Origin of the sequence: Bacteroides sp. D2 (assembly GCF_025147085.1) — a bacterium.
Taxonomy (GTDB): Bacteria; Bacteroidota; Bacteroidia; order Bacteroidales; family Bacteroidaceae; genus Bacteroides.
The window spans coordinates 4492513-4507977 of sequence record NZ_CP102261.1; the positions used below are offsets into that span (position 1 = coordinate 4492513).

Here is a 15465-nt window from a genome sequence, read left to right on the forward strand (position 1 = left end):
TCGGAGTATAATCCCTTAAAATATGGAAAGAAATTCATTCATCTTTTATAAAGGGTGGAGAGAAGCAATCAAGGATTTGCCGGATGATGTCAGGCTGGAGATTTACGAAAGCATAATTGAGTATGCGACAACGGGAAATCTTCGGGGGTTGAAACCTATGGCAAATATTGCTTTCAACTTTATAAAGATAGATATAGACAGGGATACTGAAAAGTATATGTCTATTGTGGAAAGGAATAAGAGCAATGGTTCTAAGGGGGGACGTCCGAAAAGTGAAAACCCAAAAGAACCCAAAGAACCCACAAAACCCACTGGGTTATTTGGAAACCCAAAAGAACCCACAAAACCCGATAATGATAATGAATATGATAATGATTATGTAGATGATAATGATTCTCATTTAAAAAAGAAAGAAACTTCTCCTAAAGGAGAATCAAAGAAAGACGAGCTTTCTTTGTTCCCCGAGGAAAAGATTGATTGGGGTGGGCTAATGGATTATTTTAATTCCACGTTTAAAGGTAAACTTCCTGCTATAAAGTCCATAGATGCAAAACGAAAGAAAGCTATTAAAGCACGTGTCGCACAATACGGGAAGCAAGCTGTATTCGATGTGTTCCAATTGGTTTTAGACAGTCCTTTCTTGCTTGGACAAAACGATAAAAATTGGAGGTGCACTTTTGACTGGATATTCTTGCCTACAAAATTTACAAATATTTTAGAAGGTAACTATAATGGAAAACGAACTGATACTGCGGCCACAAGAAGAGAATCGGTTAGCAGTCTTACGGACCTCGCCGAAGAACTACTGCAAAGCTCTATGCCCAAAGAAGGTTGAAGATGTATTTCAAAGTGATGAACCTTCTATTGGCACTATCATAAGAAAGTTTGGTGAACCACAGGCTAGAGCAGTGCTGGTCATATTGATAGCTGATGCCTTGGAGTTTTTCAATGTCAGTAATACAATGTCTGCTACCCAAGTTGCTACTACAGTAGATTTAATCATTGAAGAATATCCCTATATGAAAACTGATGATTTTAAACTGTGTTTCAAGAATGCAATGAAAATGAAATATGGTGAAAATTACAATCGTATTGATGGTTCTATCATTATGGGATGGCTTCGTGAATACAACAAAGAACGTTGTGCTGTTGCTGATAATCAGTCATGGAATACTCATAAGGCTAAATTGTCAGGGGAAACGAGTTTTACAAGTGGCTTGTCGTATGAAGAATACCGGAACGAACTCAAACTTAGAGTTGAGCAAGGAGATGAAGAAGCTGCTAAAGCGTTAAGTCTCTCAAATGAAATAATCTCTTATCTAAACAAAAGAGAATATGGCAAACAAGAAGCAGAAGGTGACAATTTACTGGAACACTAGGCATATCAAACTTGAAGATATTCCTGAAGTGAAAAGAAGAATACGGGAGCGTTTTGGTATTCCTAATCACACAACTGTTAATGGTGAAACGGATTGTTATATCCGTGAGGAAGATATGGAATTGCTTCGGGAAACGGAAAAACGTGGCTTCATTCAAATACGTAATAAGCCCGCATGAAAATGGCGTTAAAATGGCGAAGTTTCTGTTTGCATAACTTGTCATTTTACGATAACTTTACTGATGTAATGAATTAAAAGTCAAACCAATATAATTAAATTATGGAAGTACAAAACATTAGAATTGACCTTATCAGTCCTTCTCCTTTGAATCCGAGAAAGACTTTTGATGAAGCAGCTCTTGAAGAGCTTGCAAGCAACATTGAAAAGCAAGGTTTATTGCAACCTATCACTGTCAGAGTTGCTAAATCCGAGGAGATGACTAACCTAGAAACCGGAGATGTTACCCCATTACCTTACACATACGAAATTGTTTGCGGTGAGCGTCGTTTCCGGGCTGTGTCACTTTTGAAAGCAAAGGAAGATGAAGCGAATGTTGCAAAAATCAAAGCCCATCGAAAAAAGTCGGAAAAATTTCAGACAATATCCTGCATTGTCAGAGAAATGACAGATGATGAGGCTTTTGAAGCGATGATTACCGAGAATCTTCAAAGAAAAGATGTTGATCCCATCGAAGAAGCTTTTGCCTTTGCGCAGTTGGCTGAAAAAGGACGAACTTTGGAAGATATCGCTCTTAAAATAGGAAAGTCTACCCGGTTTGTTTTTGACCGTATTAAATTGAATTCTCTTATTCCTGAACTAAAAGAGCGGGTAAGAAATGGAGATATACCATTGTCCGGTGCTATGATTCTTTCTAAATTGGATGAAGATACTCAAAAAGAGTTTCATGAGGAGGAGGAAGAACAATGTACTACTGCTATGATTCGAGAATTTGTGAGTAATTCTTTCATGGAGCTTGGTAACGCACCTTGGATTAAAGATGATTCCGATAATTGGGAAAATACTGATATTAAATCATGTTCTCAATGTGAGAATAATACGTGTAATCATGGTTGTTTGTTCTATGAAATGAATAGTAAGGATGCTAGATGTATCAATGCTGCTTGCTATGAGAAAAAACAGATTGCTTATGTGACGCGGAAAATTCAACTAGAATATGAACATCTTGTTAAAGTTGGCGAACCTCTTTCATTTGGAAAAACAGTAATTATCGCTAGACGTCCCGATACATATTGGGGAGAAGATAGAAAGGTTTTCTATGAAAAAACTTTGGAAGCTGTTAAACAACTTGGATTTGAAATAGTTGATCCTGATGAAATCTTTAGATGTAAGTGCTGGTATTCAGAAGATGATGAACGCATTTTGAAAATGCTTGAAGATGGAGAAGTTTATCGTTGTCTTTCATTTTTTGGACATTATTCTCCCGAATTTAACGTTAGTTTCTATTATGTTAGAAAAGAAACGGCTTCCTCTACTTCCGCCGTTGCCGATCTAAAAGAGATAGAAAGGGAAAAAATAAACGCCCAATTAAAAAGAGCGAAGGATATAGTCAAGGAGAAGTCTGCTGAAGAAATGCGCAAGTGGGCGCAAGAGAAAACATATTATCAGAGAACAAAAGAATTCTCTGAAAATGAACAACTTGTTTTTGATGTGCTGGTTCTTAGCGGTTGTAGCAGTACTTATCTTGAAAAACTGAATTTGAAAAAATGGAATGGTGAGAGTGATTTTGTAAATTATGTCAAGAACAACCAAGCTGACCGACACCAATGGTATAGAGCCTTTATTGCTGAATGCTTATCATCGAATAATGTGAATTTCTACTCCTATTTGCAAAAGTGTCAGAAAATCCTTTTTGCAGAACAATATCCGGATGATTTCAAAGCGCTCTCTAAGAAACTTGCGGATTCATATGATAAGAAAGAAAAGAAGCTCAAAGAAAGACTGAAAGAGCTAAATAACGATAACACAGAGGAAGCCTAGTGGTTTCCTCTCTTTATTGACGCACTTATGAAAACGTGGACTGGCGAACAACTTGCTATACTTGACAGTGAGTACCCGACTGCTGATTTAAAAGAACTTGCTAGGCGTCTTGATAAAACACTTAGTGCTGTTAAAACAAAGGCCTTGATTCGAAAACTTAGGCGCTCTCCGAGAATCTCGTTTTGGAATAGTGAGAGACTTGATAAATTGAAAAAGTTGTATCCCAATCATACTAATGAGGAAATAGCACAGATATTAGGTACCACTTATTCTGCTGTAAATGGAATTGCATTTAAATTACGGCTCTTTAAATCTAAAGAATTTAAATTTCAATGCGCTTCTAAAAGCTTCTTTCCCAAAGGCCACCAACCGATGAACAAGGGACGTAAGCAAACGGAATATATGTCAGAGGAACAATTAGCAAAAACGAAAGCTACTCGATTTAAGAAAGGACATATCCCCAAAAATCATAAACCAGTCGGTTATGAACGCATAACTCGTGACGGTTACATTGAAGTGAAAACTGCCGAACCGAATGTCTTTGAACTTAAACATCGGCTTGTATGGATTGAGCATAATGGAGAAATCCCCCCTGGTTATAATATTCAGTTTAAGGATGGCAACAGGCAAAACGTTTCCATTGAGAACCTTTACATGATTAGTCGTTCTGAACAATTAAAAAAAGAGAATTCTTTGTATGCCCGATATCCGGAAGATGTTCAGTACCTAATCAAGCTAAAAGGAGCTTTGAATAGACAAATTAATAAAGCAACAAAAAAGAATGAATCATGACTGATGGAGCAATAGATAGATTGAAAGAAATGGTTAATAAACCATTCCTTTATCAGAATGAAGAAGTTGTAATTCTCAATTACTGTGACGGTACCGGTGATGATGGTACCGAAGTTGAGATATACTTGAATAATGGCAAAGTATTGGTATTTAGTATGTTTGATTTGGCTTCCAAATTGAATCGTTTTCGGCCAATAACAAACACAGTTGTCGTGTTGGCTAATGAACGGTTGAATAAGGTGTCTACAGTGAACCCTACCATTTTACAAGATTTGAGGAATTTGGTTCTTCAACAAATTAAGGATGTGAAAGAAGATCCTAGTAAAGTGAGCCAAGCAAAACAAGTTTTCCAAGGGGTTAATACCGTAATCAATCTTGCTAAGACAGAATTAGAGTACAGGAAATATTTAGATACAACAGACCCCTCAAAATAAATAATAGTATGCTGATAGATAAAGAATATGTTCATTGGTTTCGCATCAGAGACCAACCTAATAGAATCGTGTGAGATTATTCATAGTCTAACAATTTAACCCGATCGATATGATAACATTGAATAGGTTTGCCCAGAGATGCTTGAATATCATGAGGAAGCGCTTTAAGATGAATGAGCATAGCTCAAGAAAAGCGTTTAGCATAAGAATTGAAGCCGTTTGGAGAAAATTCGATATTGCTTCTAAATATAGGAGTGATAATCTTCCTAAATATTCGGAAGATGAAGAATTGGCAGCCGAGATGATAATTTACCTTGTTGCCTATTTAAAAAGATTTGGTTGTGAGGACATTGAACAGCTTATCAAAGATAAGATAGAGTTCGATGATAGAAAAAATGATTAGGTGTTGTTACTGACTGTTTGTGTTGTTGATTTTGTGTTGTTGATTTTAATATAGTTAGTTATGACAGAGATTATTCAAGTCTGCCTACTTGATTTTAATAAGGGGCAGCTCACGGGATTGCCGAAAAATCCACGTTTTTTTCGTGATTACCGCTTTGAAGCGATGAAGAAAAGCATTCAGGATTCGCCAGAGATGCTTGAGCTTCGAGAACTTATAGTTTTTCCCTACAATGATGGCAGATATATTGTTGTTTGTGGTAATTTACGTTTGCGAGCTTGCAAGGAGTTAGGTTATAAAGAACTGCCTTGTAAAATTCTGGCACCTGATACCCCCATTAAGAAGTTGAGGGAATATGCCACTAAAGATAATGTCAATTTTGGTGAGAATGATTTGGACGTTATGGAAAACGAGTGGAATAAGGCGGAACTCCAAGATTGGGGCATCGAATTTGCCCCGGAGAAGAAAGAGGATGAATTTAAAGAGCGCTTCGATGCCATCACGGATGATACAGCCATTTATCCTCTCATTCCAAAGTATGACGAAAAACATGAGTTGTTTATCATCACCTCAAGTAATGAGGTAGATAGCAACTGGCTTCGTGAAAGGCTGGACATGCAGCACATGAAGTCGTACAAGACCGGGAAAGTAAGTAAGAGTAATGTAATCGACATAAAAGACGTTCGCCATGCCTTGCAAAATAGTAATACCAAGTCATAAGCGCCATGACCGGGTGTTCGCTAAAAAGTTGGTGAACGATCCTATCATTTGCGTTGCTGAAAGTCAAGCTGACTTATATCAACAATTTAACCCGGAATGTGAAATTGTTACTCATCCTGACGACGTTATGGGCCTCATCCCGAAACGTAACTGGATGGCAAAGCATTTTGGAGAACTTTTCATGCTTGATGATGATGTCCATGCCTGCAAACCTATTTATGTGGAAAAAGGAGAACCTAGCCGGATAAAGGATAAAGATAAGATAACCAATATCATTCAGTCATTATTTGAGATGGCCAGTATGATGGATGTACATCTGTTTGGCTTCACCGCTCGGATATCGCCGGTAATGTATGATGAATCCGCTTTTCTTTCTCTTTCGAAAATGATAACCGGTTGCAGTTATGGAGTAATCTATAACAAAAACACTTGGTGGAATGAGGAAATACGTTTGAAGGAAGATTTTTGGATTTCTTGTTACATGAAGTACAAAGAACGTAAGGTTTTAACCGATTTGCGGTATAATTTTGAGCAAAAGAACACTTTTGTAAACGCTGGTGGGCTTGCTTCTATAAGGAATCAGGAAGAGGAACGTAAATCTATCCTCTTTATCAAAAAGAATTTTGGTGATAGTATTTTGCTAAAGAGTGCAACCACTAATGGGAAAGACAAAACAAAGCAGCTCGTTCAATATAATATATCATGCAAATTCAAATTCTAATAGTCTGTAAAAAAGGCGTTTAAATGGCGTCCATTCTGTTTGTCATATTCGCCTTTTTTAGCTAATTTTACTGATGCAATAAACTAAAAGTCAAACCATTAAATTAGAATTATGATTATAAGAACAGTTTGCGGATATGATTTCTTTGAGGTGAGTTCTGCAATGCAGAAAGCCATTAGGCGAGCCGACACCGGGGTAGCCGGCTTTTTTGCATTGGAACTTTGGGCGAGTGGGTACCGCGACTATGTGTGGAAGCGTCTGTTTACCATTAGTGCTGAAGATTGCTATGGAATCATTACTAAAGAGATAGAAGCATTGTGGCAGGGGCATGAGCTGGTAAACAAGACTGCTACTGAACCCAAAGGGAGGATATTTGTCAGTAAAGCTGTTATTCTCCTTTGTGAATGTAGAAAGAATCGTGATGCGGATCATTTGCAAAACTTCATCTATGATAGAAAGGATATTGATATAGAAAAGTGGATAAATGATGTCAGGCGTTACCCTATTCCTATTCCAGATTACACTTTCGATGTACATACACGAAAGGGTAAAAAACATGGGAGAACCAAAGAAGAATTCTTTCAGGAAGAATACAAGGCGTTACAACCTCGTGTTCCTGGTTTATTCGATGATTTGGTTCAACCCAGTCAACCAAAGTTATTTAATGATGAAACCACGGCTAAGTAGCTGTGGTTTCATCATTTTTCATATAAGTCAAACCAATTTAATTAAAAAAATGAACACGTATTACAAATTTGCGCCAAATGTATTTTTGGCAAAGTGTGATGAGAAGCACGAAAAAGGTGAAACTATTGAAGTTACCACCAAGTATGGAAAAGAAAATGAATGTATTGTTTTCAACCTCATTTACGAACGTGATGGATTCTATTACTACTCAATCGTACGGGCTGATGGCTTTAATGTGCAAGAGTGGGCCAAACAAAGAGCTGAACGTCGTCATGAATGGGCTACATCTGCTGTACAGAAAAGCTGTGAATATTACAACAAGTCCAATAAAGATAAGGATTTTCTTTCTCTAGGTGAGCCTATCAAAGTGGGACATCATAGCGAGAAGCGACACAGAAAAGCGATAGATGATGCGTGGAACAATATGGGGAAAAGCGTTGAGTTTAGCGATAAGGCTGCCGAACATGAAAGAGTTGCGAAGTATTGGGAAAAAAGGGCTAATACGATAAACTTGTCCATGCCGGAAAGTATAGATTTCTACGAACATAAGTTGGAACAAGCAAAAGAATATCACGAAGGATTGAAGTCCGGTAAGTACCGACGCGAGCATACATACGCTATGGCTTATGCCAATAAAGCAGTAAAAGAGGCTAAAAAAAATTATGACCTTGCAGTAAAGCTGTGGGGCGATGTTTAATAATTTGTAGTATCTCAAATAATTTACTATGAGAGAATTTTCAAAAGAAACCTCATTACAAAGGGTAATGAGGGCTTCAGGTCGTGTACCTGTACAATGCTCATGCAGTGTTTGTAAACAACAATGTCATACGCCATGTTTAGGTACTCCTGATGATATTGAACGAATTATTGATGCAGGTTATGCCGACAGGTTAGCGCTGACGAACTGGGCTGCTGGTATATTCTTAGGGGTTATTAATATTGCTATTCCGATGATTCAGCCCGTTGCTGGTAAGGAGTATTGTGCTTTTTTCGAGAATGGACTGTGTATCTTACATGATAAGGGTTTGAAGCCCACTGAAGGACGTTTGTCTCATCACACAGTCAGGAAGGATAACTTCAATCCTGCTATGAGTATTGCTTGGAACGTTGCAAAAGAATGGCTGATGCCGGAGAATGAGGATGTACTTTCTCGTGTAGTAAATAAATTCTTGAATGCGAGGAAGCCATGAATGTGTGTCAATCAATACCTCGTAGAGATTGTAAGGTGTTTGCTAAATGTGGAGCAAAATCCTTATCACATTGCCGGCGGCACCGCGAAACTGATGAGAAGTGTAAAAGTTGTACTCTAATTCGTCGTAAGCCGCGTAATCGGATTATAGATGATTCAGGACGTGAAATGAAAAAATGTACCCATTGCGGAAATTACTTCTACTTGAACCGGTTCTACAATCGTATAGTGGTGAGAAAAGGTAAGGAATATCATTTGTTGACTTCCTGGTGCCGTATGTGTATGTCACAGATTAATAATCAGAGGGCAAAGAAGAAAAAGTGACTTGTCTATTAAATTTTTTGTATGAAATATTATGCTTCAGTCAGCTTTGGAAAGGATTCCTTGGCAATGCTTTTCATGCTAATAGATAAAGGATATCAGTTGGATGAAGTCGTTTTCTATGATACAGGTATGGAATTTCAGGCAATCTATAACACTCGTGATGCTGTTCTTCCAATTCTTAAAAAACTTGGCATTAAATATACAGAACTGCATCCGGAGCAACCTTTTCTTTGGACAATGTTTGAAAGGCCGGTTAAGAAAAGAGGGACCAATATTATCCATAAAAAAGGATATAGTTGGTGTGGGGGAACATGCCGGTGGGGAACGAGTGAAAAACTTCGTGCATTGAAAGCTCACACAAAAGACGGAATTGATTATGTCGGTATTGCTGCCGATGAGACCCATCGCTTTGAAAAGGAAAAACGACCAAATCGGGTTTTACCACTTCGTGATTGGGGCATTACTGAAGCAGATGCACTCCAGTATTGTTACACAAAAGGCTTTGTTTGGCATGAGGATGGAGTAAGGCTATATGAACTACTTGATCGTGTGAGTTGCTGGTGTTGTGGAAATAAGAACTTGAAGGAGTTGAAGAATATGTATTTGTACCTTCCATGGTATTGGAAAAAGCTGAAAGAACTTCAGTTAAATACCGATAGGCCCTATCGGCGTAATAGTGGAGAAACCATTTTTGATTTAGAGGAAAGATTTAAACGTGAAATGCAACAAAAATAGTTATTATGATTCCCTTATGTATAAATGGAAAAGATTATTATGATCGAGAAGAAGCACTTGCTGCCTGGTTCGAGGAATGGTTAATGAAACAAGACTTTGAGCAAGATCTTATTGATCGAGAGCTGGAACTTGAATATCGAAAGACTCATCCTGATTGGAACACTCCTTATGTGATGTATGGTGTTCGTAAAAAACATAAGTGTATCCAAAAGAATGAAATTGCCGTGTTTTATGACTTGTTACCGAGACAAAAGCGTGCTCGTACTGCTGAAACACATTGGTATAAAGTATTGTACAAGAGAAAGGCCACTCCTGAAGAAGTTGAGTCACTCAAGGCTGGGGAATATACCCGTAGATATTTGGTGTATTCCCTGTTTATTGAGAAGAAAATGACTCTTGACAAGGCTTTATCTCTTATAGTTGCCGATGATAAATTATTAGGAATTGCTGATAATACCATCTCTGAAATTGTAACAGCCTTTGAGACTTTCTTTAACCGTAAATTTAGAATTTATAAACCCGAGTTTACAACTCAACTTAATTTATTTACAGATTAATATGAAAACAACAATTATTTCATGTGTGATTTTGTTTGTGTTCTTGCTATATGTAGGACACTTTTCTATAACAATCAAGCCGTTCACAGTCCAACTTCCATACTGGCATCGTTCGCTCGGACTGTTTTTGTTGATCCTCTCTTTTATAGTATATAATGTCGGTGAACGTGCAAAAGGGTACATTGATGGAATGAAAGAAGGGGAAAGAATTGTACTTGAATTGTTGAAGAAAAAGACCGAATGAAAATGGCGTTAAAATGGCGAAGTTTCTGTTTGCTAAACTTGTCAATAACGATTACCTTTATAGACGTAAAGCATTAAAAGTCAATCAACATGAAGAGGAATGAAAAAATAGAAAAATTAGAAAGACTAGGTATTTTCAATCAATGGAAATATAATACAGAAAGAGCAAATGAGACATTTAATATTGAATGTCCTGACTTCTCAATGACAAATGAAGAGCGGATGAACAATTTGTTAGATGTTGATTGTAGCTTTCATCAGTTTCTAACTATTTCATTCCCTTTTTATAATACTCCTGAAGGTGCTACTTTTTGGGAGAATATTGCAAAAAAATAATCGAACTTAATTGAATTGAAATTATGAGTAAAAAAGATTTAATAGAGCAGAACATCACAAGAGTTCAAGAATATGTGAGGGAACTTATTGAAGATGCAAAGTGTAATAATGGTGTTTCGGAAACTCTTGAATCTACTTCAATAATTGTAGGTAATAGTGATGATATCTATGATTTTGCAATTTTATTTGCTTCTAATAGTGAATGTGTTTATTGTGAATTCATAAATGGTAAAATAGAGTACATTGATTGTGAACTAGATTGTGAAATATGCCAATTTGAAGGAAGACTAATTTTTCAATATATAAACGGAAGTTTTCATAATCCTACTAGTCAAATTATCGAACTGTCAAAATTGCTGATGAAAGGCGAATTAAAAGACACAAAAAGTATCTTTTGTTCTATGGTACTTCGATTAATGGATACTGAAGAATACAGTAACAATTATTGCAAATCTTTGGATTTAGTTCTGAGGCTGTTTCCTGAAATAGATGGAGAATTATTAGAAAAGGAATTGGATAGATATATTTAAGCATTACAAGGATGAGTAAAATGAATTTAAATGAATTAAGAGACAAAGCATATAAAACAGCTTGTGAACATGTGTTTCACGATCAAGAGCTAAGTAACAATCATTTTCTTTGCCTTGTGATTTCTGAACTGATGGAAGCTGTGGAAGCAGATAGAAAAGGAAGGCGTGCTAATGTTGATCGGTATAATAAGAAGATTGCTAACAGCCGCATTTGTCAAGGATTGGATTCTGACATTCCCAAAGAGCGCGGTTACGAAGTTGCATATAGCGAAACCATTAAAGGTTCAATCGAAGAAGAATTAGCTGATGCTGTTATCCGCTTGCTTGATCTTGCAGGACTTCGAGGAATAAGCCTTGAACTTGCCAACGGAGATATTGATGACTGTATTGAAGATATGGCAGAAGCCTGTAAAGGCGAAAGTTTTACCGAATCAATCTATTCCATCTCTACACTTCCCGTTAGATATGACGGAATATTTGATTTTTCTACAGCCGTGAATGATATGATACTATCTATTTTCGGGCTTGCCAAGCACTTAGATGTAGACCTGCTTTGGCACATCGAGCAGAAAATGAAGTATAACGAACTCCGTGAAAAGATGCACGGGAAGAAGTATTAACTCTCATAACAAAAAAATGGATGATAAACGAAAACAAATATTGGTAGATTACATATCCTACCTGTATACGACGGGTAGGAGCTATGATAGCATCGGGAAATACATCAAATATGTGACTGATTTTCTTGAAAATTCCGAAGAAATCAATCGTCGTGGTTATTATAAATATAAACATAAAAATGCTGATGCTATGGTGCGCCATTCGTTTATGTGTGAGGCTGTTTGTGATTTATTGTCTTATCTTAAAATCGGATATGGCCGACGGGAAAAGGCTGTAAAACCTTTGGAGAAACTTGAGGTTATTTCAGAGAAGAATAAGAAACTGCTTAATGATTTTATAATATGGTTGACTGATAACAATGATTATTCCTCTCACACAATTGATGTCTATTATACCTCGTTGAGAAAATATTTTGAATACGCCAATGAACTAAATATGGATAATTGCAGACGATTTATAAAAAGCCTTGAAGAGGAAAAACTTTCTCCAGCTACCATTCGATTACGTATTACAGCCATTGAGAAGTTCTCCAAATGGGTGAAGAAACCTATTGAACTGAAACGACCTAGAATGAAACGCAAGTTGGATGTAAACAATGTACCGACAGAAGAGGAATATAATAGGTTACTGGAGTATCTGAAAACAAAACTCAACAAGGATTACTATTTCTTCATTAAGGTATTGGGTACTACAGGAGCTCGGCTCTCGGAGTTTCAGCAATTCACGTGGGAGGATATAGCGACCGGCGAAGTTGTTTTGAAAGGGAAAGGGAACAAGTATCGGCGTTTCTTTTTCCAAAAGCAATTGCAGAGGGAAGTGAAGGACTATATAAAGGAGACAGGCAAGTCCGGTACTCTTGCTGTTGGGAGATTCGGGCCGTTGACTCAAAGAGGACTTTCACAGCATCTGAAAGTATGGGGTAAACATTGTGGTATCGATTCGAAAAAAATGCACGCTCACGCCTTCCGGCACTTCTTTGCTAAAATGTTCCTGAAGAAAACCAAAGATGTAATTCAATTAGCAGACCTTCTTGGTCATGGTAGTGTAGATACAACAAGAATTTATTTACAAAAAAGTTATGATGAACAACAAAGAGACTTTAATAAAAACGTTACGTGGTAGTGTAGCCCAGCTCAATGAATTGTCGGATATGACTGAAGGTATAGATGTTTATGACGCTGCCGGATATGTTGATACTGAATTTCTTATGGAAGCGCTTTCCTGTGTTAATACTTTTATGGATGCGAGTAATATGGTTATTACGAAAATATCCTCACTGTTAGCGCCGGACGCTCCGGTTGATGAAAGGAAGAACCAGGCTGATGAAGGTAAGAAATGGAATGTGGAAGAGATACTGAAGCATTGTACTCTTGAGGATAGTGTTCTTAAACTTCCGAAAGTACAATTCAATAAGAAATCCTATGCTGAAGCAAAGAAATGGATAGAAGAAGCTGGCGGCTCATGGCAGGGAGGTAAGATACAGGGATTCACATTTCCTTTTAATCCGGAACGTGTGTTCTCCATCTTGAAAGAAGGTAAGCGATGCGATTTGCAAAAAGATTTTCAGTTCTTTGAAACACCTGCTGATATTGCAGACTGGCTGGTAATGCTTGCCGGTGGAATTCACGAAACAGATACCGTACTTGAACCAAGTGCCGGACGTGGTGCTCTGATAAAAGCGATTCATCGGTCGTGCCCGTCAGTAACAGTTGAATGCTATGAACTGATGCCGGAAAACAGGGAGTTCCTTCATACACTTGATAACATAATATTGCTTGATGAAGATTTTACGAAAGACAGTGTAGGGCATTACACTAAGATTATTGCTAATCCTCCATTTTCCGGTAATCAGGATATTGACCATGTAAGACTTATGTATGAACGCTTGGAAGAAGGTGGAACTCTTGCTGCTATTACCAGCCAGCATTGGAAATTCGCATCTGAAAAGAAATGTGTTGAGTTCCGGGAATGGTTGGAAGAGGTTCATGGAGAAGTTTTTGAAATCGGAGCAGGTGAATTCAAGGAAAGTGGAACGACTGTTAGCACTATGGCAGTTGTAATAAAAAAGTGATTCAAATCTAAAAATAAAGGAGCTAATTAAATATTAGCTCCCTAATGAATTACAGTTAGTAACTTACAGAACTTTCTACTGTTGCAGCCTCAATACCATTTGCTCTTTTATATGCTCCAATGGCTGACATAACGGCTGTTTTTACTAATCCTCTATCATGGAAATTATGAGGATAACTAATATTAGTAGTAAACGAGTAGCTTCTGCCTCCTGCTGTAAACGAAATAGTGTAAGAATACATAGAATTAAATATTAGGTTATTATGCAATATTGCATTGACAAATATAATTATAATCAAATAAAAAAGATAATTATGGCAAAAATTTATGTAGCAAGTAGTTGGAGAAATGTATTTCAACAGGACGTTGTAGGTATTCTCCGTGATTTAGGACATGAGGTTTACGATTTTAAGAATCCTCCTCATGGTAATGGTGGCTTCCAATGGTCTGATATAGACCCTAACTGGCAAAACTGGACAACAGAGCAATATCGTGAAGCTCTTAATCACCCGATTGCACAAAAAGGATTTGATTCAGATTTTAACGGCATGAAGTGGGCGGATGTCTGTGTTATGGTTCTTCCTTGTGGTCGGTCTGCTAACACAGAAGCAGGATGGATGAAAGGTGCAGGCAAAAGAGTAATGGTCTATTCCCCAAAGGAACAGGAACCGGAACTTATGTATAAGATATACGATTTTGTGAGTGATAGCATATTTCGTATCAATGATGAGATAATTGGAGTATAACAAAGTAGTAATGAACATCGGAATATTAGCAGTTGACAGTAATTATCCTAATCTCGCGCTTATGAAGATAAGCAGCTATCATAAAGCACGTGGCGACAATGTAGAATGGTATAATCCCCTTTGTTCTTATGATAAGGTTTACATTGCAAAAGTATTTAGCTTTACGCCGGATTACGGCTATTACATCAATGCCGATCAAGTTGAGAAAGGCGGTACTGGGTATGACATAAAAAAGGTTCTTTTGCCAGAGATTGATAGAATGATTCCTGATTACGATCTGTATAATGTTGATAAGAATTTGGCTTATGGCTTTTTGACAAGGGGCTGTCCTAATCGTTGTAAATGGTGTGTTGTACCTGCCAAAGAAGGAAACATCACTACTTACATGGATATTGCGGATGTATCTGCTGGGCGAAAAAATGTGATTCTCATGGATAACAATATACTTGCATCCAACTACGGTTTGCAGCAGATTGAAAAGATTGTCTCCATGGGCGTACGAGTTGATTTCAATCAGGGGTTAGACGCTCGGTTAGTAACAGAGGATGTTGCAAAATTGTTGGCAAAAGTCAAATGGATAAAACGTATTCGGTTTGGGTGCGATACACCGGGGCAAATTGCAGAGTGTGAGCGTGCTACAGCGTTGATTGATAAATATGGCTATAAGGGTGAATATTTCTTCTACTGTATTTTATTGAATGACTTCAAGGAAGCATTTACCCGAGTAAATCATTGGAGAGTGAAAGGCGGTCGGTTCTTACCGCATTGCCAGCCTTATAGGGATTTGAATAATCCACGTCAAATTATTCCTCAATGGCAAAAGGATTTAGCCGGATGGGCTGATAAGAAGTGGGTGTTTAGAAGCTGTGAATTTAAAGACTTTACTCCTAGAAAGGGTTTTAAGTGTAGGGAGTATTTTCAAAAATAAGATTTAATCTTTAGGATTTTATGTTGAACCTAGGTGTGTCTTTAAACAAGATGCA

The 15465-nt window shown here is 37.4% G+C and carries 23 protein-coding genes; all 23 read left to right on the forward strand.

Annotated features, from left to right (window positions below; genetic code table 11):
* The first annotated feature begins 22 nt into the window (after positions 1 to 22).
* The 23 genes from NQ505_RS16195 to NQ505_RS16300 all read left to right on the forward strand — a co-directional run bounded on the left by NQ505_RS16195 (position 23) and on the right by NQ505_RS16300 (position 15410).
* The gene (locus NQ505_RS16195; RefSeq protein ID WP_008999324.1) at positions 23 to 835 is read left to right on the forward strand and encodes a DUF6291 domain-containing protein; all 813 of its coding nucleotides are present in this window, start codon (positions 23 to 25) and stop codon (positions 833 to 835) included.
* Between the two features lie 127 nt (positions 836 to 962).
* The gene (locus NQ505_RS16200) at positions 963 to 1379 is read left to right on the forward strand and encodes a hypothetical protein (protein ID WP_008999325.1); all 417 of its coding nucleotides are present in this window, start codon (positions 963 to 965) and stop codon (positions 1377 to 1379) included.
* On the forward strand, positions 1336 to 1557 hold the full coding sequence (locus NQ505_RS16205) for a hypothetical protein (protein WP_004318822.1): 222 nt from the start codon (positions 1336 to 1338) through the stop codon (positions 1555 to 1557). The genes NQ505_RS16200 and NQ505_RS16205 overlap by 44 nt, the downstream gene beginning before the upstream one ends.
* Before the next feature lie 101 nt (positions 1558 to 1658).
* Positions 1659 to 3377 carry a ParB/RepB/Spo0J family partition protein gene (locus NQ505_RS16210; RefSeq protein ID WP_008999326.1) on the forward strand — a complete coding sequence of 573 codons (1719 nt, stop codon included), beginning with the start codon at positions 1659 to 1661 and terminating at the stop codon, positions 3375 to 3377.
* A 27-nt stretch (positions 3378 to 3404) separates the two neighbouring features.
* Positions 3405 to 4169, forward strand: coding sequence for an HNH endonuclease signature motif containing protein (locus tag NQ505_RS16215; RefSeq protein ID WP_008999327.1), 765 nt, complete (start codon positions 3405 to 3407; stop codon positions 4167 to 4169).
* Positions 4166 to 4603 (forward strand): hypothetical protein, encoded by a 438-nt coding sequence (locus NQ505_RS16220; protein WP_004300218.1) that lies wholly within the window; start codon positions 4166 to 4168, stop codon positions 4601 to 4603. Before NQ505_RS16215 ends, NQ505_RS16220 begins: the two co-directional genes overlap by 4 nt.
* 109 nt (positions 4604 to 4712) lie before the next feature.
* Complete coding sequence (locus NQ505_RS16225) at positions 4713 to 5006, forward strand: hypothetical protein (protein ID WP_004318818.1); 294 nt, start codon at positions 4713 to 4715, stop codon at positions 5004 to 5006.
* 60 nt (positions 5007 to 5066) lie between these two features.
* Positions 5067 to 5723, forward strand: coding sequence for a ParB N-terminal domain-containing protein (locus tag NQ505_RS16230; protein ID WP_008999328.1), 657 nt, complete (start codon positions 5067 to 5069; stop codon positions 5721 to 5723).
* Positions 5692 to 6444, forward strand: a complete 753-nt coding sequence (locus NQ505_RS16235; RefSeq protein WP_004300221.1) for a hypothetical protein — start codon at positions 5692 to 5694, stop codon at positions 6442 to 6444. The genes NQ505_RS16230 and NQ505_RS16235 overlap by 32 nt, the downstream gene beginning before the upstream one ends.
* Before the next feature lie 111 nt (positions 6445 to 6555).
* Positions 6556 to 7131: a hypothetical protein gene (locus NQ505_RS16240; protein WP_004300222.1), complete on the forward strand. Its 576-nt coding sequence runs from the start codon at positions 6556 to 6558 to the stop codon at positions 7129 to 7131.
* A 49-nt stretch (positions 7132 to 7180) separates the two neighbouring features.
* Positions 7181 to 7828 carry a DUF3560 domain-containing protein gene (locus NQ505_RS16245; RefSeq protein ID WP_004318814.1) on the forward strand — a complete coding sequence of 216 codons (648 nt, stop codon included), beginning with the start codon at positions 7181 to 7183 and terminating at the stop codon, positions 7826 to 7828.
* 28 nt (positions 7829 to 7856) lie between these two features.
* Positions 7857 to 8321: a hypothetical protein gene (locus tag NQ505_RS16250; RefSeq protein WP_008999329.1), complete on the forward strand. Its 465-nt coding sequence runs from the start codon at positions 7857 to 7859 to the stop codon at positions 8319 to 8321.
* Positions 8318 to 8644: a hypothetical protein gene (locus NQ505_RS26265; RefSeq protein WP_008999330.1), complete on the forward strand. Its 327-nt coding sequence runs from the start codon at positions 8318 to 8320 to the stop codon at positions 8642 to 8644. The genes NQ505_RS16250 and NQ505_RS26265 overlap by 4 nt, the downstream gene beginning before the upstream one ends.
* Positions 8645 to 8665: 21 nt before the next feature.
* A complete protein-coding gene (locus NQ505_RS16255; RefSeq protein ID WP_008999331.1) occupies positions 8666 to 9379 on the forward strand; it encodes a phosphoadenosine phosphosulfate reductase family protein in 714 nt (237 codons plus the stop codon).
* Between the two features lie 5 nt (positions 9380 to 9384).
* Positions 9385 to 9936, forward strand: coding sequence for a hypothetical protein (locus tag NQ505_RS16260; protein WP_008999332.1), 552 nt, complete (start codon positions 9385 to 9387; stop codon positions 9934 to 9936).
* A 1-nt stretch (position 9937) separates the two neighbouring features.
* Positions 9938 to 10180, forward strand: coding sequence for a hypothetical protein (locus tag NQ505_RS16265; RefSeq protein WP_008999333.1), 243 nt, complete (start codon positions 9938 to 9940; stop codon positions 10178 to 10180).
* Between the two features lie 89 nt (positions 10181 to 10269).
* Complete coding sequence (locus NQ505_RS16270) at positions 10270 to 10515, forward strand: hypothetical protein (RefSeq protein ID WP_008999335.1); 246 nt, start codon at positions 10270 to 10272, stop codon at positions 10513 to 10515.
* A gap of 23 nt (positions 10516 to 10538) precedes the next feature.
* Entirely contained in the window at positions 10539 to 11045 is a 507-nt protein-coding gene (locus NQ505_RS16275) for a hypothetical protein (RefSeq protein WP_008999336.1), read from the forward strand.
* Positions 11046 to 11056: 11 nt separating this feature from the next.
* The gene (locus NQ505_RS16280) at positions 11057 to 11665 is read left to right on the forward strand and encodes a hypothetical protein (protein WP_008999337.1); all 609 of its coding nucleotides are present in this window, start codon (positions 11057 to 11059) and stop codon (positions 11663 to 11665) included.
* A 16-nt stretch (positions 11666 to 11681) separates the two neighbouring features.
* Positions 11682 to 12788 (forward strand): tyrosine-type recombinase/integrase, encoded by a 1107-nt coding sequence (locus NQ505_RS16285; protein WP_008999338.1) that lies wholly within the window; start codon positions 11682 to 11684, stop codon positions 12786 to 12788.
* Positions 12745 to 13737, forward strand: a complete 993-nt coding sequence (locus NQ505_RS16290) for a restriction endonuclease subunit M (protein ID WP_032853568.1) — start codon at positions 12745 to 12747, stop codon at positions 13735 to 13737. The genes NQ505_RS16285 and NQ505_RS16290 overlap by 44 nt, the downstream gene beginning before the upstream one ends.
* A 313-nt stretch (positions 13738 to 14050) precedes the next feature.
* The gene (locus NQ505_RS16295) at positions 14051 to 14482 is read left to right on the forward strand and encodes a hypothetical protein (protein WP_032853618.1); all 432 of its coding nucleotides are present in this window, start codon (positions 14051 to 14053) and stop codon (positions 14480 to 14482) included.
* 10 nt (positions 14483 to 14492) lie between these two features.
* The gene (locus NQ505_RS16300) at positions 14493 to 15410 is read left to right on the forward strand and encodes a hypothetical protein (protein WP_008999342.1); all 918 of its coding nucleotides are present in this window, start codon (positions 14493 to 14495) and stop codon (positions 15408 to 15410) included.
* The last annotated feature ends 55 nt before the right edge of the window (positions 15411 to 15465 follow it).